This window comes from Caulobacter vibrioides OR37 (assembly GCF_000372645.1).
In the GTDB taxonomy this organism is placed as follows: Bacteria; Pseudomonadota; Alphaproteobacteria; order Caulobacterales; family Caulobacteraceae; genus Caulobacter; species Caulobacter vibrioides_E.
In genome coordinates, this window is record NZ_APMP01000036.1 from 16,093 (window position 1) to 33,449 (window position 17,357).

17 protein-coding genes and 1 pseudogene are annotated in these 17,357 nt (G+C 66.9%); 8 read left to right on the top strand and 10 right to left on the bottom strand.

All coding sequences use genetic code 11. From position 1 onward, the window contains the following. Positions 1–8: 8 nt before the first annotated feature. Entirely contained in the window at positions 9–761 is a 753-nt protein-coding gene (locus OR37_RS18990; protein WP_004623966.1) for a class I SAM-dependent methyltransferase, read from the bottom strand. 162 nt (positions 762–923) lie between these two features. Here OR37_RS18990 and OR37_RS18995 point away from each other — a divergent pair, with 162 nt between their 5' ends. From OR37_RS18995 to OR37_RS19005, 3 genes are all read left to right on the top strand, one after another. Then, entirely contained in the window at positions 924–3,023 is a 2,100-nt protein-coding gene (locus OR37_RS18995) for an acylase (protein ID WP_004623967.1), read from the top strand. Positions 3,024–3,190: 167 nt separating this feature from the next. After that, a complete protein-coding gene (locus tag OR37_RS19000; RefSeq protein ID WP_004623968.1) occupies positions 3,191–3,601 on the top strand; it encodes a beta/gamma crystallin-related protein in 411 nt (136 codons plus the stop codon). A 97-nt stretch (positions 3,602–3,698) separates the two neighbouring features. Continuing rightward, on the top strand, positions 3,699–3,836 hold the full coding sequence (locus tag OR37_RS19005; RefSeq protein WP_004623969.1) for an entericidin A/B family lipoprotein: 138 nt from the start codon (positions 3,699–3,701) through the stop codon (positions 3,834–3,836). 5 nt (positions 3,837–3,841) lie between these two features. Here OR37_RS19005 and OR37_RS21935 read toward each other — a convergent pair whose 3' ends face one another. After that, positions 3,842–4,009 carry a hypothetical protein gene (locus OR37_RS21935; RefSeq protein ID WP_004623970.1) on the bottom strand — a complete coding sequence of 56 codons (168 nt, stop codon included), beginning with the start codon at positions 4,007–4,009 and terminating at the stop codon, positions 3,842–3,844. Positions 4,010–4,271: 262 nt separating this feature from the next. Between OR37_RS21935 and OR37_RS19010 the strand changes: the two genes are divergently transcribed. From OR37_RS19010 to OR37_RS19030, 5 genes are all read left to right on the top strand, one after another. Beyond that, on the top strand, positions 4,272–4,664 hold the full coding sequence (locus OR37_RS19010; protein ID WP_004623971.1) for a DUF983 domain-containing protein: 393 nt from the start codon (positions 4,272–4,274) through the stop codon (positions 4,662–4,664). A 105-nt stretch (positions 4,665–4,769) separates the two neighbouring features. Then, positions 4,770–4,925 (top strand): DUF3309 family protein, encoded by a 156-nt coding sequence (locus OR37_RS19015; RefSeq protein ID WP_004623972.1) that lies wholly within the window; start codon positions 4,770–4,772, stop codon positions 4,923–4,925. A 102-nt stretch (positions 4,926–5,027) separates the two neighbouring features. Further along, positions 5,028–6,467 carry an MFS transporter gene (locus OR37_RS19020; protein ID WP_004623973.1) on the top strand — a complete coding sequence of 480 codons (1,440 nt, stop codon included), beginning with the start codon at positions 5,028–5,030 and terminating at the stop codon, positions 6,465–6,467. A 56-nt stretch (positions 6,468–6,523) separates the two neighbouring features. Then, a complete protein-coding gene (locus OR37_RS19025; RefSeq protein WP_004623974.1) occupies positions 6,524–7,273 on the top strand; it encodes a DUF599 domain-containing protein in 750 nt (249 codons plus the stop codon). 636 nt (positions 7,274–7,909) lie between these two features. Continuing rightward, on the top strand, positions 7,910–9,166 hold the full coding sequence (locus OR37_RS19030) for a glycosyltransferase family 1 protein (protein WP_004623975.1): 1,257 nt from the start codon (positions 7,910–7,912) through the stop codon (positions 9,164–9,166). A gap of 3 nt (positions 9,167–9,169) precedes the next feature. Here OR37_RS19030 and OR37_RS19035 read toward each other — a convergent pair whose 3' ends face one another. The 8 genes and pseudogenes from OR37_RS19035 to OR37_RS19070 all read right to left on the bottom strand — a co-directional run. Continuing rightward, positions 9,170–10,774, bottom strand: a complete 1,605-nt coding sequence (locus OR37_RS19035) for a TolC family outer membrane protein (protein ID WP_035017729.1) — start codon at positions 10,772–10,774, stop codon at positions 9,170–9,172. 55 nt (positions 10,775–10,829) lie between these two features. After that, positions 10,830–11,867 (bottom strand): glycosyltransferase family 4 protein, encoded by a 1,038-nt coding sequence (locus tag OR37_RS19040; RefSeq protein WP_004623977.1) that lies wholly within the window; start codon positions 11,865–11,867, stop codon positions 10,830–10,832. Then, entirely contained in the window at positions 11,864–12,901 is a 1,038-nt protein-coding gene (locus tag OR37_RS19045) for a glycosyltransferase family 4 protein (protein ID WP_004623978.1), read from the bottom strand. Before OR37_RS19045 ends, OR37_RS19040 begins: the two co-directional genes overlap by 4 nt. Before the next feature lie 3 nt (positions 12,902–12,904). Further along, positions 12,905–14,032: a DegT/DnrJ/EryC1/StrS family aminotransferase gene (locus tag OR37_RS19050; RefSeq protein ID WP_004623979.1), complete on the bottom strand. Its 1,128-nt coding sequence runs from the start codon at positions 14,030–14,032 to the stop codon at positions 12,905–12,907. Next, complete coding sequence (locus tag OR37_RS19055; protein ID WP_004623980.1) at positions 14,029–14,676, bottom strand: acetyltransferase; 648 nt, start codon at positions 14,674–14,676, stop codon at positions 14,029–14,031. The genes OR37_RS19050 and OR37_RS19055 overlap by 4 nt, the downstream gene beginning before the upstream one ends. After that, on the bottom strand, positions 14,676–15,653 hold the full coding sequence (gene gmd, locus OR37_RS19060; RefSeq protein ID WP_004623982.1) for a GDP-mannose 4,6-dehydratase: 978 nt from the start codon (positions 15,651–15,653) through the stop codon (positions 14,676–14,678). Before gmd ends, OR37_RS19055 begins: the two co-directional genes overlap by 1 nt. Positions 15,654–15,791: 138 nt before the next feature. Then, the gene (locus tag OR37_RS19065) at positions 15,792–17,102 is read right to left on the bottom strand and encodes an HlyD family type I secretion periplasmic adaptor subunit (RefSeq protein ID WP_004623984.1); all 1,311 of its coding nucleotides are present in this window, start codon (positions 17,100–17,102) and stop codon (positions 15,792–15,794) included. A gap of 70 nt (positions 17,103–17,172) precedes the next feature. Continuing rightward, positions 17,173–17,357 (bottom strand): annotated as a pseudogene (locus OR37_RS19070) (type I secretion system permease/ATPase); the annotation flags it as partial.

Genomic DNA, 17,357 nt, shown 5'->3' on the forward strand with positions numbered 1-17,357 from the left:
GGAACGCCTTAGCTCGGCTTGCGGAATTTCAGGATGAACTGATCGGTCTTTCCGCGAATCGCCGGGTCGAAGACGCTGGCCGTATGCGGATCGGTCGCGTTGGCCAGCAGCGGGCTCTGGGCCTCGAGCTTGAAGCCGGCGGCCTCCACTTCCTTTTTCACGGCCTCGACGTCGATGCGATGCAGCGTGTCCGGCGCGGCCAGGCCCGAGCCGGCCGCGGCGGCGTGGTCGACGACCAGGAAGACGCCGCCGGGCTTCAGCGACTTGAAGATCTCCGCGTCGACCTTGGCGGCCGTGTCCGCCGGGAAGGGCTTCAGGTGCATGTCGTGATAGTTCTGCACGGTGATCACGACATCGAGGTTGTCGGGCAGATCGAGACCGACCATCGGGCCGTTCAGCGCCTTGGCGTTGGGCAGGGCCGCGACCGTGCTGGCCTGATCCTCGCCGTACTTGGCCTTGAACTTGATGAACTCGGCCGGCTGATAGGCGTAGACCGTCCCCTTGGGCCCGACCGCGCCGGACAGGATGCGGGTGAAATAGCCGCCGCCCATGATGAAGTCGACGACGGTGTCGCCGGTCTTCACCCCGGCCAGGGCCAGGACCTCGCCCGGGTGACGGGCGGCGTCGCGCGCCGACTGCTCGGCCGGACGCGACGGATCGGCCACGGCCTTGGCGATGTTGGCCGGAACCTGAGCGAACGCGGCTCCGCCGGCGCCGAGCGCCAGAACCGCGAGAACGGAAACGACATATTTGCGAGCCATGGCGCGCCTCCCTTTTTGTCGCGCCTGTCGTAGCAGGCCCTTGGCGACGGTCGAACGACGTTCTCGTGAGTTTCGGCGAGCATTCGTCGAAACCGACCCTTTCCTCGCGCCCAGCCGCCCCGCATGATCGCCGGCAACGAAAGAACGGTCGGGAGGCTTGGGATGAAGTGGGTCCTGCGAGGGATCGGCGCGCTGGTCGCGCTCGTCGTCTTGGCGGCGGTGTCGCTGATCGTCATCGATCGCCTGAGCCTGCCCAAGGCCCCCGACCGCCAGACGCTTCTCGACCGGGCCAAGGCCTATGACGTCCATGTCCGCCGCGACGACTGGGGCGTGCCGCACATACTGGGCAAGACCGACGCCGACGCGGCTTTCGGCCTCGGCTACGCCCAGAGCGAGGACGACTTCGGCACCCTGCAGGACGTCGTGCTGGCCACGCGCGGCGTGCTGGCGCGCGACAAGGGCAAGGACGCCGCGCCGACCGACTACGTCACCGCCCTGCTGGACGTCTGGCCGACGACCAACGCCCATTACGGCGACCTGCCCGCCCCGCTGCGCAAGGTGATGGAGGCCTATGCCGACGGCGTGAACGTCTATGCCGCCCAGCACCCGGACAAGGTCAAGGCGGGCCTGCTGCCGCTGACCGGCCGAGACATCGAGGCCGGCTTCGTCTTCAAGCAGCCGTTCTTCTACGGCCTGGACGGCGAGCTGAAGCGCCTGACGACGCCCGGGGCTCCGCCGCCGCCGGCCAAGGGCTCCAACGGCTTGGCGACCGCGCCCTCGCGGAGCGCCGACGGCGCCACGCGGCTGCTGGTCAATTCGCACCAGCCCTATACCGGCCCCGTGGCCTGGTACGAGGCGGTGGTCGAGAGCGGCGAAGGCTGGCACGTGGCCGGCGGCTTCTTCCCCGGCTCGCCGTTCATGCTGCACGGCCACAACGCCGACCTGGGCTGGGCCAACACGGTGTCCAAGCCCGACCTGGTCGACATCTATCGCCTGACCATCAACCCGGCGAACAAGAACCAGTACCGCCTCGACGGCCAGTGGAAGGACTTCGACAGGCGCTACGTGACCCTGCGCGTGAAGCTGTTCGGCCCGATCGTCCTGCCCGTCAGGAAGGCGGTGTTGCGCTCGGTCCACGGGCCGGTTCTGGAAACCGATCACGGCGTCTTCGCCATTCGCTACGCCGGCATGGGCGAGTGGCGCCAGCCGGTTCAGTATTGGCGGCTGAACCATGCTCGCGACATGGCCGAATGGCGCGCCGCCATCGCCACCCACGCCATTCCCAGCCTCAACTACGTCTATGCGGACAAGGCCGGAAACATCGGCTTCGTGCATAACGGCCAGTACCCGAACCGCGCGGTCCAGGCCGACTGGTCGGGGATCCTGCCGGGCGACCGCTCGGACCTGATCTGGCAAGGCTATCTGCCGGTCGAGAAGACGCCGCAACTGTGGAATCCGAAGTCGGGCCTGGTCTTCAACTCCAACAACACTCCGTTCCGCGCCAGCGAGGACGCCGACAACCTGAAGCCGGCCGACTTTCCCGCCACGATGGGCCTGCAGACCAACATGACCAACCGGGCCTGGCGGGCGCTGGAGACCTTCGGGACCGACCACGCGATCACCGACGCCAGTTTCCGGGCGCACAAGTTCGACATCGCGTTCAGCGACCGCTCCAGCGTCATGGACATGGTCCGCGAGGTCACGGCGATCGATCCGAAGGGCGACGCCGATCTCGCCCAGGCCCAGAAGATCCTGCGGGCCTGGGACAAGAAAGCCGACGTCCACGACCGCGGCGCGGCCCTGGCGGCGCTCATGAGCCAGCCAGTGCTGTTCGCCCGCTCCAACGGCGACAAGGGCCCGGCCCCGATCGACAGCCTGCGCGCGGCGATCAAGCAGTTGAAGACGCACTTCGGCCGCCTCGATCCCGAATGGGGCGAGGTCAACCGCATCCGGCGCGGGGCCGTGAACCTGCCGATCGACGGCGCCGCCGACACCTATCGCTCGGTCTGGGGGCGCCCCGAAAAGGACGGCACGACCACGGCCGAGGGCGGCGACACCTTCATCATGTTCGTCACCTGGGACAGGGCCGGCCAGCTCCACTCCGAAAGCATCCACCAGTTCGGCTCGGCCACCCTGGACGCCAAGTCCCCGCACTACGCCGACCAGACGCCGCTGTTCGTCGCGATGAAGACCAAGCCGGTCTGGTTCACCGAGGACCAGTTGAAGGGGCACATTAAGGCCAACTACCGACCGGGGCGCTGAGCCCGTCTCATTCAGGTGGCGTTCAGGCCAGGCGCGTTTTGCTTGGCCTCGACGCCATTCTGGTGGGGAACGCGACGACGCGGAAGATCCTGGTTTCGGCCGCGCCGAGGCTCGGGATCGAACCGCTCTTTCGAGCGCTTCGTCGCGCGAAGTAGGAGAGCAAGACCATGCGCAAGACCCTTGCCCTGATCGCCTGCGCGACGCTGACCGCCCTGGGCGCGGCCACCGCCGTTTCGGCGCAGGATCGCTATGAGTACCGGGATGATCCCCGTTGGGAGCGCCGAGACGACCGACGCGACGACCGCTGGGGTGGAGACCGCTGGGGCGGTGGGCCCGATCTCGTGCTGTTCGAGCACCGCGATTTCGGCGGCGAGGCCCGTCCGATCCGCGGCGACATTCCCGACCTCGTGCGCCTGGGCTTCAACGACCGCGTCTCGTCGTTCAAGATCTTCCGAGGCGAGTGGGAAATGTGCGAGCACGCCTACTTCCAGGGCCGCTGCTGGCGCTACAGCTACGACATGCCCGTGCTGCCCAACAAGCAGAACGATCGCTATAGCTCGGTTCGCCGGATCCGATAGCGCCAAGGGTTTTCAGGCCACGAAAACGCGCCGGCGTTCTTGAAGCTCGGCGCGGCCCATGGCTAAGGTCCGGCCATTGAGTTGGAGCTATATCACCATGCGCAAGATCGTCGTCCTGGCCGCCGCCGCCGCCGCCCTGCTGGTTTCGGCCTGCAACACCGTTGAAGGCATGGGTCGCGACGTGTCGTCCGCCGGCAAGGCCGTCAGCGGCGCCGCCCGCGACGCCAAGCACTAAACGCGTTAGGCGTCTTCCTCGCGTGAGGTTTCCGCGCCGATCGCCCGCTTTTCGTGCGGCGCGACGGCGGCGTCGGTCGCATGACGCACCTCATGCTCGGCCTTCGAAGCGCCCCTCCGTTCCGGAGCGGGCGCTTTCGAGGGGCCTCCCGGGGTCGATCGCGTCTCGGCCATGGCCAACCTCCTGCTTCTTTCCGATCAACGTCGCCGTTTTCACGGGGTTCCTTGACGGAAGACGGCTTGGTCAAAAGTTCTCAAGCTCATGCGTCAGTATTACCATTGACCAAAGCTTGTATCAGCGGCCATCGAACAAGGGTCTTCCTGTATTGCCCGAGATCATTCGTTCGAAATCCGCTCGGGACACTTTGGCGCGTCAGGACAAATCGTCGCCGTGCGACGGCGCGTCGCCCTTTTCTCGCCGCGCCCTAAGGCGCATATGAACCTCATGTCCGAGCCCGCCCCCGCGTCCCCCATGCTCACCGGCCTCAAACGGGGCCTGCTGCACCGTTGCCCCAACTGCGGCCGGGGGCGGCTGTACATGCGCTATCTGAAGGTCGATCCGGAGTGCGAGGCCTGCGGCCACCACTTGGGCGAATATCCGGCCGATGACGGCCCGGCCTATTTCACCATCCTGCTGGTCGGCCACCTGTTCGTGGCCCCGCTGCTGTTCCTGCCTTGGATCTGGCAGGCCTCGCCGTTCATCGTCGCGCCGGTGACCTTGATCCCCTTGGCCGCCCTGACCCTGCTGCTGCTGCCCCGGGTCAAGGGCGGAGTGATCGGCGCTTTGTGGGCCATCCGCATGAAAAAGGCCGAGGACGCCCCCAGCTGACGGGAACCAAACGGCGCGGAACCGACGCGTCCGTCCACGTATTCCGAAGGCCAGACCCCAGCGTCGCCGTGGTGGCGGACGCGGGCTCGAGGGACCTTTCGGACTATGCTCGGCACGATCCTCATCATCATCCTGATCCTGGCTCTGGTCGGCGCTCTGCCCACGTGGGGCCACAGCCGTTCGTGGGGCTATTACCCCAGCGGCGGCTTGGGCCTGATCCTGGTGATCATCATCGTTCTGGTGCTGCTGGGACGGATCTAAGATCCGAAACGGGGCGGGTGTCGCGGCCGCTTTCCACGCCCGCGCTTGCCCCATGACGGCGTTCGCCTAAAGTCCCCTCCTGGGAGAGGGAGGGGACCATACATGACGGCGAACGCCGACATCGCGCCTGGACGGCTTTCGCCGTGGGCGCGGGCCAAGGCTATCCTGGGCGGGTCGGCCGGTAATCTGGTCGAGTGGTACGACTGGTTCGCCTACGCGGCCTTCACCCTCTATTTCGCCCCCGCCTTCTTCCCCAAGGGCGACCAGACCGTGCAGCTGCTGCAGGCGGCGGCGGTGTTCTTTCTGGGCTTCGTGGCGCGGCCGATCGGGGCCTGGCTGATGGGCCTCTATGCCGATCGCGCCGGCCGTCGCGCGGCCTTATCCGCCTCGGTGGCCCTGATGTGCGGCGGCGCGCTGATCATCGCGGTCACGCCGGACTACAAGACCATCGGCCTTTGGGCGCCGGCCATTTTGCTGGTGGCGCGCGTGCTGCAAGGCCTCTCCGTCGGCGGCGAATACGGCGCCAGCGCCACCTATATGAGCGAGATGGCCGGCAAGGCCCGTCGCGGCTTCTGGTCCAGCTTCCAATACGTGACCCTAATCGCCGGGCAGCTGATCGCCCTGGGCGTGCTCATCACGCTTCAGCGCACCGTCGGCGAGGCCGAGCTGAAGGCCTGGGCCTGGCGCATCCCATTCCTGATCGGGGCGCTGCTGGCGGTCATCGTCTTCTGGATCCGCCGGGGCCTGGACGAGAGCATCGCCTTCAAGCCGTCGTCCAGCCAGGAGAGCCTGTCGAAGACGCAGGTGACCGCCGCGGGCGTCCTGCTGCTGCTGACGGTGATCGCCGGCGTGCTGGGCGTCACCAGTGGCCCGCTGGCCAAGCCTGGCCAGTATCTGGGCGCGTTGTTCCTGGTGCTGTTCTTCGCGACGCTGATCGCGCCGTTGATCCGCCGCCATCCCCGCGAGAGCCTGCTGATCATGGGCCTGACGGCCGGCGGATCGCTGACCTTCTATGTCTACACCACCTACATGCAGAAGTTCCTGGTCAACACGGCCGGTTTCCACAAGGGCCAGGCCTCGGAGATCAGCGCGCTCAGCCTGGTGGGCTTCATGCTGTTCCAGCCCCTGGCCGGTTGGCTGTCGGACGTGGTCGGCCGCAAGCCGATGCTGATCGTGGCCTTCGCGGGCGGCGCCTTGAGCATCTGGCCGATCATGACCGGCATCAGCCAGGCTGGCTCGGTGACCACGGCCCTGGCGCTGATCCTGGCCGGGGTGGCGATCCAATCCTGCTACACCGCGATCAGCGCGGTGGTGAAGGCCGAGCTGTTTCCCGCCGAGGTTCGGGCCCTGGGCGTGGCCCTGCCCTACGCCCTGGCCAATGTCCTTTTCGGCGGCACCGCCGAAATGGTCGCCCTGGCCTTCAAGCACGAAAAGATGGAGAGCGCCTTCTATCTCTATGTCGCCGGCGTCATGGCCGTGGGCCTCGTCTGCGCGATCCTGCTGAAGGACACGGCGCGCCACAGCCTGATCGCCGAAGACTAACGGCGACGCCCGCCGCACCCGTTTTCCGACTCTTGGTATCCGTCTAGATGTCACCCATGCCGTTGCTCGATATCTTCGCCGTCCTGGTCTTCGCGCTCTGCTCGGTCCTGTACGAGCCGGCCCTGCGCCGTCTGGGCGAGGGGCGCGGCGCGCTGAATACGGACATGACGGTGATCCGCCGCCGGTGGATGCAGGAGATGTCGGTGCGCGAAGTCGCGCTGCTGGACGGCCAGTTGCTGGGCCATGCGATCAATTCCGCCAGCTTCTTCGCCTCGTCCAACCTCATCCTGATCGCGGCCACGGCCGGCGCCCTGTTCGGCGGGGACAAGTCGCTGCACAGCATCGAGGGCCTGCGGGTCCTGGCCAAGACCACGCCCGTGATGTTCCAGATCAAGCTGGGTCTGGTCCTCGTGGCCCTGGCGCGGGGGCTGCTCGACTTCATCTGGGCCATCCGGCAGATGAACTACTGCCTGGCGGCGATCGGCGCGGCGCCGTCGTGGGCGCCCAAGGCGGTGCTGGCCGAATACGCCGAGGCCGCCGGCGGCATCCTCAACCCCGCGCTGTCGGCCTTCAACGCCGGCGTCCGCGCCTATTATTTCGCCCTGGCGGCGGCGGTCTGGCTGCTGGGCCCGCTGCCCTTCCTGGCCGCAACGCTCGGCGCGATGAGCCTGCTGCTCTGGCGCCAGCGCCGCAGCCGCGCGTCCGACGCGGTGCGCAAGGTCCGTGAAATCCTGGAGCGTCAGCCGGTGACGCACGGCCCGCACTTCGCGCGCTCGCCCAACGCACCGCCCGAAGAGCGGATTTAACCGGTCTTGGAAGCTTGGCCTGGGGAACACCGGGCCCGGCGCGACGTTATCCTCGGCGCGAAAGCCATCCCCAGATGCAATAAGCCCCGCCGGTGACTCGGTCTCCGGCGGGGCTAATGGGAAGTCTTGTGGGTAGACAAGAACGTCATACCTTAACTGGTGGACTGACGCAACGGGGTCACACTCAGATTCCCATATTAGATCTTGAATTTGGGTTGCAACTTCCGCTACCCCACGCCCTCGCCCCACAATCCGGGCCCGAAGCCGAAATATCAGGCGCGCGCTCCCTCCGAAATGGCGCAAAATTCGGATATTTTTTAGTCTCCAAAGTTCTGTATGGATAAAATTTTCCCAATTTTAGTTTTCATTTTTCAAATGAACACCTTCTAAGACCACGCCATTACAATAATTTCCAACACAAACCCCCTCCATTACGCGCTATCCCTCATTGTGCTCGACAGCACTTGGCGAAGATTCTCCGAACGAGCGAACGAGGCCGCGAGCCCCGCGCTCCGCGTGGCGCATCTCGACGGTCGCGCTCCCGTCATGCGCGAACAGTCGAGAGCGGTTTTTCGGCGCGACAACTCGTTATAGGTTCGCGCGACCTCGCAAAGCCGATCCGAGACCGTAGTTCGAATGAAATCCCAACTCCTGGCGCTATGGCGACGGCTGCCGGCGCCGGCGCGTCGAGCGGCCCACCTGACCGCGGCCGCGCCCGGCCTCGCGGCCAGAACCTGCGCCGAGGCCCTGAGCGAGGCCCGCATCCATTGGCGCGTCCGACGGCGCGACTTGGCGCCGGCCCCGCCCGTCACCGTGGTCGGGTTCCATGGCGCCGTGCACGGCCTGGGCGAGGGCGCCCGGATGCTGGCGCGGGGCTTCGCCGACGCCGGCCTGGCGACGCGCGCGGTGGACCTGTCGGCCGACGTCGGTTTTCCCGTGACCCTGGAGGCCCGCTTTCCGCCCCCTTCGGCCGACGAAAAGGGCGTGCTGATCTCGCACATCAACCCGCCGGAACTGATGCGCTGGGTGCGGGCGACCCAAGGCCGACCGCTGCGAGGGCGACGCCACATCGGCTACTGGGCCTGGGAGCTGGAGGATGCGCCGATCGACTGGATCCCGGCTTTCGACCTGGTCGACGAGGTCTGGGCGCCCTCGGCCTTCGCCGCCGACGCCCTTCGCAAGATCGCCCCGCCTCGGGTGAAGGTCTCGCCGGCGCCCTACCCTCTTTATCTGAATCCCCGGCCCGCCGCCGACCGGGCGCGTTTTGACCTGCCCGAGGATCGCGTCGTGGCGCTGATGGCCTTCGACCTGCGCTCGACCGACCAGCGCAAGAACCCCTACGCTGGCCTGCGCGCCTTCCGGGCCGCCCAGGCCGCCTCTGGCGCGCCCGCCCTGCTGGTCTGCAAGGTGGTCGGCGCGGATCTCCACCCCCAGACCATGGCGGCGCTGGAGGCGCTGGTCGCGGGCGATCCGACGATCCGGCTGATGACCGACAGCCTGTCGGCCGAGGACATGGCGCGCCTGACCGCGAGCGCCGACATCGTGCTGTCCCTGCACCGCTCCGAAGGCTATGGCCTGCTGCTGGCCGAGGCGATCTGGCTGGGCAAGCCGACCCTGGCCACCGGCTGGTCGTCGAACGTCGAGTTCATGGACCCCGCGTCGAGCCAGTTGGTCGATTACGCCCTGATCCCGGTCGATGGCGACGGCGCCATCTACCGCGCGGGACGCTGGGCCGCCGCCGACGAAGACGACGCGGCCAGGAAGCTGACGCGGATGCTCTCGGACGACGCGTGGCGCGCCGCGCTGGCCGCCGCGACCACGCGCAACGGCCACGTCTCGTTCAACCGACAGGCATGGCTGTCGATGACCCGCGCCCTCCTGCCGATCAGCTGAGGCTCAGCCTTTCGGCGAGGTGCGAACCGGCGCGTCGTCGCTCAGGGCCGGCAGGTCGTTGATCGACGGCGGCGGCGTGACCTTGTCGGCGGCGATCGGCTTGCTCGGCAACTCGCTGGACGGCGGACGGATCGGGGTGGTGTCGCCGGCTTTCGGCTTCTTGGGCTCCATCGGCAAGGACACATGGTCCAGCGTCTGGACGATCAGGTCCGTGGGCAGCACGCCCTTGTAGCGAACCTTCTTGAAGTTGCGGGTGGGATCGTAGGGCTGGACGCCCGGCGCCAGGTTGCCGACTTCCAGCGTGCCCACTTGCGACAGCAGCTGGACCCGGCCGACATATTCGTTGGCGCGCCCCCGGACGAAGTTCAGCTGGGCGTTCTGCAGTTCGGCCTGGGCGTTCAGCACCTCGATCGTGCTGCGCAGGGCGAAGCGCTCTTCCTCGCGGACGCCGTAGAAGGCGACCGTGTCGGCCTTCATCTCGTCCTCGATCGTGCTCAGCGTGCGACGCGCCGCGACCAGCTGGTCCCAGTACTGCGAGATGCCGAGAACCATGTTGCGGCGCGCGTCGTCGATCAGCAGCTTGTCGCGATTGTTTTCCTCGATCGACTGGCGGATCGCGGAGTTGATCTGCCCGCCGGTGAACAGCGGCTGGCTGAGCGTGATGCTGGCCGTGAAGGTGTCGGTGCGGTTGAACTGCTTGGCGCTGTAGCCGAGGTAGGGCGCGTTGCGATAGTCGGCGCGCGCCGAGACCGAGAACAGGCGCTGGGCCCGCGCCTCGGCGACCCCCAGGCGGGACGACTGCTCGGTGAACAGCGCCGCCAGCAGCGTCGGGTTGGATTTCTCGCCCTCGTTGAACGCCTCGTCCAGGGTCGTCGGCAGGCCGTCGATATCGGGCTCGGGCTCGAGGTTGTCGGGCATATGCCCCACCAGCGAGGCATAGTTAGCCAGGGTGACGTTCAGCTGGGCCCGGGCGTTGGCGACCTGAGTGCTGGCGGCCGCCAGACGCGCCTTGGCCTGCTGCACGTCGGTCAGGGTGACCTGACGCACGCTATAGCGGTCCTCGGTGTCCTGCAGTTGCTTGCGCAGCCACGCCTCGCCGCCTTCGCTGATCCGCAGGACCTCACGGTCGCGGCGCACGGAAACATAGGCGTTCGTGACCCGAACCAGCAGGTCCATCTCGATCCGGCGCAGATTCTCGCGCGAGGCCTTGATCTGAGCCTCGATGCCGGCCAGCCGCGCGGCGTAGCGACCGTTCGTGTAGAGGGCCTGGCTCAGCGAAAGTTGGTTCGACTGGCTGGTCGCGTGCTCGCCCCGGACGACGCCCGTGAACTGGTTCGTGGTCGGATAGCCCTTGGTGTTGTTGTAGTCCTCCGACACCGTGGCGCTGGCCTGGGGCCCATAGGCCGCACGAGCCTGGGTGTAGTTCTCGTCCAGGGCCCGCATCGCGGCGCGCTGCGCCTGGATGTTGGGGTTGCTCTGATAGGCGATGGTGATCGCGTCGGCGAGGGTCTCCGCGCGCGCGTGTCCGGCGTGGCCGCACGCCGTCATGGCTGCCGCCACGGCGATCACGGACGTCCGGATGGACAAGTTTTTCAACGGCACTCGCATATCCCAGACTTGAACGGCCCCCGCCGTCAGGCGGCTTCAACCGAACTTTTGTGGCTTAATCAAGAAGACGGCGCACCGTCTCCTCCCATGTGACATTCTTGTCGCGCCAGAGCTTACGCGCCGCGCCGCCCAGCGCGGTCGCGCGCGCCCTGTCGGCGGTCAAACGATCCAGCGCGTCCGCCAGGGCGCGCGGCGTCGGTTCGGCGACCGCGCCGGTGTCCTCGCTGACGATCTCCAGCAGCCCGCCGCTGTCGGTGACCGTCAGCATCGGCTTGGCCGCGGCGAAGGCTTCCATGGTCACATAACCCACGCTGTCCTCGTCGAACGGCAGGTAGGCGCAGGCCAGGGCGCCATTGACCCAGCGGGCGATGTCGGCGCGCGGATGGAAGCCGAACCGAAGCTCGACCCGGTCCTTCAGGTCCAGATCCTCGACCAGCTTGCGCAGGCGGTCGGCATAGGCCTCGTTCTCCGGCGGGCCGGCGATGAGCAGACGCGGTCCCTTGGGCAGCAGCGCCAAGGCCTCGATCAGCAGATGTTGGCGCTTGCCCGCCGCCACACGGCCGCCCGCGAAGACATAGTCGCCATAGTCGCCCCCCGTGAACAGCTCGCCATCGTTCAGCGGCGGATACAGCACCTCGCCCGAGACGCCGTTGAACCTCATCAGACGGTTCTGGGTGACCGGCGAGTTGCAGAAGATCCTGCGGCACTCCGCGAAGCACGCATTGTCGGCCGCCCGGATGGCCGCCTTCACCGCGCGCCCGGTCTCGTCGAAATCCAGGTGGCTCTGGCCCGCTTCGGAAAGATCGTAGGCCTGGCGGAACTGGTGCAGCAGCCACAGAACCTTCTGGGGGTGCGGGATCAGGTAGGCGGGGAACTTCAGGCCGATCACGCGATCGACATTGTAAAGCCTCATGCCCTTGGAGATCAGCATCTCCTCGATCAGGCGCTCGGCCGGTTCCCAGGTGAAGGGAACGCGCACCAGCTCGGACTGCACGCCGGGCGTGGCGTTCAGGCGGCGGACCAGATGGTCGGCCAGTTCCTCGGCCCCGCCCCGCTGGAACGGAGCGGCGTTGTTGACGACCAACACCTTCATGAGGTCAGGCGCTCCACGACGGTGCTCCAGTCGATCTTCAGTTCGGCCAGGCGATTCAGCGACGCGGTCCCCATCTTGGCCACGCCCTGCTTGTCGGCGTGGAGGCGGTCGAACTGCTCGGCCAGGGCGCGCGGATCGGGTTCGCTGATCAGGCCGTTGCGGCCGTGCTCGACCAGCTCCAGCACCCCGCCGCTATCGGTGGTGGTGATGATCGGCTTGCGGGCGTGAGCGCCCTCCAGCGACGGATAGCCGTAGCTGTCCTCGTCCTTGGGCAGGTAGGCGACGGCCAGGGCCCCCTTCAGCATCTCGGCCTTCTCGTCCTCGGTGATCCAGCGATCCTCGAAGATCACGCGGTCGCGCAGGCCCAGGTCCTGGACCCGCTGGATCAGCTGGCGGCCATACTCGGCGCTGGAGGCCGTGCCGGCCAGGCGCAGCTTCACGCCGGTCTTCACGTACTGCATCGCCTCGATCATCAGGGCCTGACGCTTGTGCGGCTCCAGGCGCGAGATCGCGACGATCTCATCGCCATAGCCCGTGTGGCTGAAGCGCTCGGGCTGGTAGATCGGCGGGTACAGCGGGGTGGCGTCGATGTTGTTGTAGGTCTTCAGGCGGTCGGCCACCACGCGCGAGTTGGTGAACACCGCCTTGGCCTCGTTGATCGCCTGGGTGTCCAGGGTTCGCAGATTGTCGCGGATGGCGCGGGTCTCGGGCGTGTCCGGCATCCCGCGATAGGGCGTGTCCCAGAGGTCATAGAAGATCCGGATGTGGTGGATGAACCACAACACCTTGTGCGGATGGTCCACGACATAGGCCGGCGGACGGAAGCAGATGACCCGATCGCACCACTGGGTCAGGTCCATCATCCGCCAGGCGGCGATCTGATGAAGAATCTCGTTCGGATCGTCGACGAACGGCAGATAGAAGCGTTCGACCTCATGGCCCGCCTCGACGAGCTTCTCCTCGAGCCACTCGACGATGAAGCGCGCCCCGCCGTTAATGAACGGCACGATCGAGGACAGGAGGACGATACGCATCGGCTAGACCAGCACCTGGTCGAGCGCGGCGACGACGCGGTCGATGTCGGCTTCGGTGAGGCCCGCGTGGGTCGGCAGGTTCAGGCCGTCCGCGCCGCAGGCCTCGGCCTGGGCCAGGTCGCCCGTCGCGAGGTGGGCGTAGGGCGGCATGACGTGCATCGGATAGAAGACCGGCCGGCTCTCGATACCCAGGGCGTCCAGATCCTTGATCACCTGATCGCGCGAGGTCGACAGGCCCTCGCCCAGACGCACGGTGTACATCCAGAACACGTGACGGCCGGTCGGCGCGACATAGGGCTTGATCACCCGGTTGCCCAGGCGCGACAGCTTCTCGTCGTACCAAGCCACCACCCGCTCGCGAGCGTCCAGGTGTTCGTCGACGCGCTCCAGCTGCGCCAGGCCGATCGCGGCCTGGATGTTAGTCATGCGGTAGTTATAGCCGACGACCGGGAACCAGTAGCGGCGGTCCAGGTCCATGCCCTGGCCGCGCAGCAGACGCATCTTGGTCGCCAGCGCGTCGTCGTCCGTGGTGATCATCCCGCCCTCGCCGGTGGTGATGATCTTGTTGCCGAAGAAGCTGAAGGTCGCGCAGGTTCCGAGCGCGCCCGACTTCTTGCCCTTGTAGGTCGCGCCGACCGCCTCGGCCGCGTCCTCGATCACCAGCAGGTTATGCTTCTTGGCGACCTCGAGGATCGGGTCCATGTCGCAGATCTGGCCATAGAGGTGCACCGGCATGATCGCCTTGGTGCGCGGCGTGATCAGGGCCTCCAGCTTGGCCGGGTTGAGATTGAAGGTGCGCGGATCATTGTCGATCAGCACCGGCGTCGCGCCGCAGTAGGTCACCGCGTTGGCCGAGGCGATATAGGTCAGGCTGGGCACGATCACCTCGTCGCCCGGACCGATGTCCAGCGCGACCAGGGCCAGGTGCAGGGCCGTGGTGCCGTTGTTGCAGGCGATGGCGTGCTTGACGCCGCAATAGGCGGCGAACGCCTTCTCGAACTCGGAGATGAACCGGCCGACCGAGGAAATCCAGGTCGTGTCCATGCACTCCAGGACGTACTCGCGTTCCTTGCCGTCCAGCCGCGGGGCGGCGACGGAAATCCTGGGCAGGGTGTTGGCCGGGCTGCTCATCGCCGGTCTCCTTTGATCTTGGCCGGAACGCCGATCGCCAGAACGCCGTCCGGGAGGTCGCGCGCCACGACGCCGCCGGCCCCGACGATCGTATCCGTTCCGATGCTCACGCCAGGGATCGCCCGCGCGCCGACGCCGAGGAAGGCGCGCTCTCCCATGGTCACGGTCCCCGCCAAGGCCGAGGCCGGCCCCAGGTGGCAGGCCGCGCCCAGCACGCAGTCGTGGTCCACGACCGCGCCGGTATTGACGATGGCCAGGTCGCCGACGCGGCTGTCGGCGTTGATCGCGACGCCGGCCATGATGGCGACGCCCTCGCCGATCGTCGCGGTCGGCGAGATCACGGCCGACGGGTGGATGGCGTTGACCAGCGAAAAGCCCATGTCGCGCCCCTTGCGGCCCAGAACCTGGCGCAGGCGGTTGTCGCCGATGGCCACGAAGAGCTTCGAAAGCCCCCGCCCCTTCAGCTCGGCCAGCTTCGCATCGTCGCCGACGACCGGAACCCCCAACACGGCGCGCGGCGTCGGATCGGCGTCGACGATCGCCGCCACGGTCTGGCCCGAGGCCCGCAGGCTCTCGATGACCACCTTGGCGTGACCGCCGCCGCCGATGATGACGACGCCCCCAATGTCGAGGGTCGGGCCCATCAGTTGCGCGACCGCCGGACGATGTCGGCCTCGACCATCTCGGCGATCATGTCCTGCATGGTCGTCTTGGGCTCCCAGCCCAGCTTGGCCTTGGCCTTCGACGGATCGCCCAGAAGCAAGTCCACCTCGGCCGGACGCAGGAACTTGGGATTGATCGTCACGTGGTCTTGGTAGTTCAGGCCGACGCTGGCGAAGGCCGTCTCGCACATCTCGCGCACGGTCCAGGTCTTGCCGGTGGCGACCACGTAGTCGTCCGGCGTTTCCTGCTGCAGCATCAGCCACATCGCCTCGACATAATCGCGCGCGTGGCCCCAGTCGCGCTTGGCGTCCAGATTGCCCAGCTCGACGGTTTTTTGCTGACCCAGCTTGATGGCCGCCACCGCGTCGGTGACCTTGCGGGTCACGAACTCGATGCCGCGCAGCGGGCTTTCGTGGTTGAACAGGATGCCGGCCGACGCGTGCAGGCCAAAGCTCTCGCGATAGTTCACCGTCATCCAGTGACCATAGAGCTTGGCCACCGCGTAGGGCGAACGCGGATAGAACGGGGTGGTCTCCGACTGGATCGGATGCTGCACCAGGCCGTACATCTCCGACGACGAGGCTTGGTAGAAGCGGGCCTGCGGGCACTCCATCCGCAGCGCTTCGAGCATGTTGGTCACGCCCAGGCCCGTGGCCGAACCGGTCAGGTGCGGCTGATCCCACGAGGCGCCGACGAAGCTCTGGGCGGCGAGGTTGTAGATCTCGTCCGGCTGGACCCGGCGCATCAGGCGCGACAGGCCGCCCTCGTCCAGCAGGTCGCCCAGCTCGAACTGGATGTCGTCATAGACGCCGATCCAGCGCAGGCGATCGCCGATCACGTCGGCCGAGGCCGAGCGGCGCAGCATCCCGTGGACCGTGTAGCCCTTCTCCAGCAAGAGCTTGGCCAGATAGGCGCCGTCCTGTCCGGTGATGCCGGTGATCAAGGCCGTCTTCGTCATGCGCCGTCGCCGACTCCAGTAAGAATGAAGGTGTTTGACTACACTATTGGAGCCGATTGGAAAGCGGCGTCGGCGACATTTCGGCCGCCAGACGCCTCAATCCGAAAAGCTTGGGAAATCAGGCCTTTGAACTGGGCCCTATTCCTCCCGCATCGTGGTGCGCAGCGTTTCGCGCAGCGGCTGGAACAGGTACTGCAGCACCGTCCGCTCGCCGGTCGGCACGACCACCTGGGCCGGCATCCCGGCGGTGACCTTGCTGCGGAACTCGGGCGGCAGCTGCTTCAGGTCCACCCGGACGATGCCCAGGAAGTACGAGGTCTTGCCTTCCGGATCGACGATGCGGTCACGCGAAATCGACTGGATCTTGCCGTTCAGGATCGGGATCTTGCGCGAGTGGAAGGCCGGCAGGCGGACCTCGGTCGTCATGCCCGCGTGCACGTTGTCGACATCGGTCGGCTGGAAGTGGGCCTGGATCACGAAGGCCTCGTCGTCGGGCGCGATGTCGACCATCGGCTCGGCGGCGCGCACTACGGCGCCCTCGGTGAAGAAGCGCAGGTTCTGAGCCGTGCCGCTGACCGGCGACACGACGTTGATGCGCCGCTGCTGGTCGGAGGCCACGACCTCCTTCTCGGTCACCTCGGCCAGCTTCACCCGCGTCTCGGCGATGCTCTGGCTGACGTCCTGGAAGAACTGCTGCTTGATCTGGCGGATCTTCAGCTGGGTCTCGGACATGCCCTGCACGGCCTTGGCGCGGTCGGCGGACAGGCGGCCGATCGAACCCGACAGGTTGGCCTGTTCGCGCTCCAGCGCCAGCAGACGCGGCCTCGGAACCAGGCCCTTATCGTAGATCTTCTTCAGATCGCTCAGCTCGTCATTGATATAGCCAAGCTGATCCTTCAGGCCCTGGTTTTGGCGGTCGATACCATCGACCTCGCTCTGATACTGATCACGCTGGGCGTTCATCAGGTCCACCTGGCCCTGGATGGTCTGCCGCCGTTCGGCAAACTGAGCCTGCTCGTCGGCTATGGCGCGCGCGACCATGGGGTCCGCCCGCTGGCTGGTCAGCTCGGTGGGGAAGCTAATGGTCGGCCGCTGATCGCGCTCGGCGATCAGACGAGCTTCCATGGCCTTCAGGGCGACGTACTGGTTCTTGGTGATGCCCGCGGCGGCGTTGGCCTGGGTGGGGTCCAGTTCGAACAGGATCTGTCCGGCCTTCACCTTGTCGCCCTCGTGCACGAGGATCTTGCGGAGCATTCCGCCTTCCAGGTGCTGGATCGTCTTGCGGTTGCCCTCGGCCGAGACGACCCCGGGCGCCACGACCGCGCTGTCCAGCGGCGCGAACGCCGCCCAGCCGAGCAGACCCACGAACGTGAAGGCGATAATGCCGTAGCCGATCTTGGCCACGCCATTGTAGTTGTCCGTCGGACGCTTGATCGAAGGGGGCTTCATCTTGTCTTGAGCCTGATGGACCCGCCCATCGGGCGGTGTCTTGCAAAGGATTGGGGCGAGCGGCGGTCGGTCAGTGGGCGCGGAGCGGCGGCGCGGCCGGCGCGGGCGGCGGTTGCTGCGGCGCGGCCCCCGTCAGCTTGGCCAGCATCAGGTCGCGTTCGCCGAAGTCGGCGATCACACCCTGATTGATCACCATGATGTAGTCGGCCTGGGCCAGCAAGTTCACCTTGTGCGTCGCGAAGATCACGGTGCGAC

Excerpts from the sequence above, each read along its gene's own strand:
- OR37_RS18990 (WP_004623966.1), bottom strand. The coding sequence starts at position 761 with ATGGCTCGCAAATATGTCGTTTCCGTTCTCGCGGTTCTGGCGCTCGGC.
- OR37_RS18995 (WP_004623967.1), top strand. The coding sequence starts at position 924 with ATGAAGTGGGTCCTGCGAGGGATCGGCGCGCTGGTCGCGCTCGTCGTC.
- OR37_RS19000 (WP_004623968.1), top strand. The coding sequence starts at position 3,191 with ATGCGCAAGACCCTTGCCCTGATCGCCTGCGCGACGCTGACCGCCCTG.
- OR37_RS19005 (WP_004623969.1), top strand. The coding sequence starts at position 3,699 with ATGCGCAAGATCGTCGTCCTGGCCGCCGCCGCCGCCGCCCTGCTGGTT.
- OR37_RS21935 (WP_004623970.1), bottom strand. The coding sequence starts at position 4,009 with ATGGCCGAGACGCGATCGACCCCGGGAGGCCCCTCGAAAGCGCCCGCT.
- OR37_RS19010 (WP_004623971.1), top strand. The coding sequence starts at position 4,272 with ATGAACCTCATGTCCGAGCCCGCCCCCGCGTCCCCCATGCTCACCGGC.
- OR37_RS19015 (WP_004623972.1), top strand. The coding sequence starts at position 4,770 with ATGCTCGGCACGATCCTCATCATCATCCTGATCCTGGCTCTGGTCGGC.
- OR37_RS19020 (WP_004623973.1), top strand. The coding sequence starts at position 5,028 with ATGACGGCGAACGCCGACATCGCGCCTGGACGGCTTTCGCCGTGGGCG.
- OR37_RS19025 (WP_004623974.1), top strand. The coding sequence starts at position 6,524 with ATGCCGTTGCTCGATATCTTCGCCGTCCTGGTCTTCGCGCTCTGCTCG.
- OR37_RS19030 (WP_004623975.1), top strand. The coding sequence starts at position 7,910 with ATGAAATCCCAACTCCTGGCGCTATGGCGACGGCTGCCGGCGCCGGCG.
- OR37_RS19035 (WP_035017729.1), bottom strand. The coding sequence starts at position 10,774 with ATGCGAGTGCCGTTGAAAAACTTGTCCATCCGGACGTCCGTGATCGCC.
- OR37_RS19040 (WP_004623977.1), bottom strand. The coding sequence starts at position 11,867 with ATGAAGGTGTTGGTCGTCAACAACGCCGCTCCGTTCCAGCGGGGCGGG.
- OR37_RS19045 (WP_004623978.1), bottom strand. The coding sequence starts at position 12,901 with ATGCGTATCGTCCTCCTGTCCTCGATCGTGCCGTTCATTAACGGCGGG.
- OR37_RS19050 (WP_004623979.1), bottom strand. The coding sequence starts at position 14,032 with ATGAGCAGCCCGGCCAACACCCTGCCCAGGATTTCCGTCGCCGCCCCG.
- OR37_RS19055 (WP_004623980.1), bottom strand. The coding sequence starts at position 14,676 with ATGGGCCCGACCCTCGACATTGGGGGCGTCGTCATCATCGGCGGCGGC.
- gmd (WP_004623982.1), bottom strand. The coding sequence starts at position 15,653 with ATGACGAAGACGGCCTTGATCACCGGCATCACCGGACAGGACGGCGCC.
- OR37_RS19065 (WP_004623984.1), bottom strand. The coding sequence starts at position 17,102 with ATGAAGCCCCCTTCGATCAAGCGTCCGACGGACAACTACAATGGCGTG.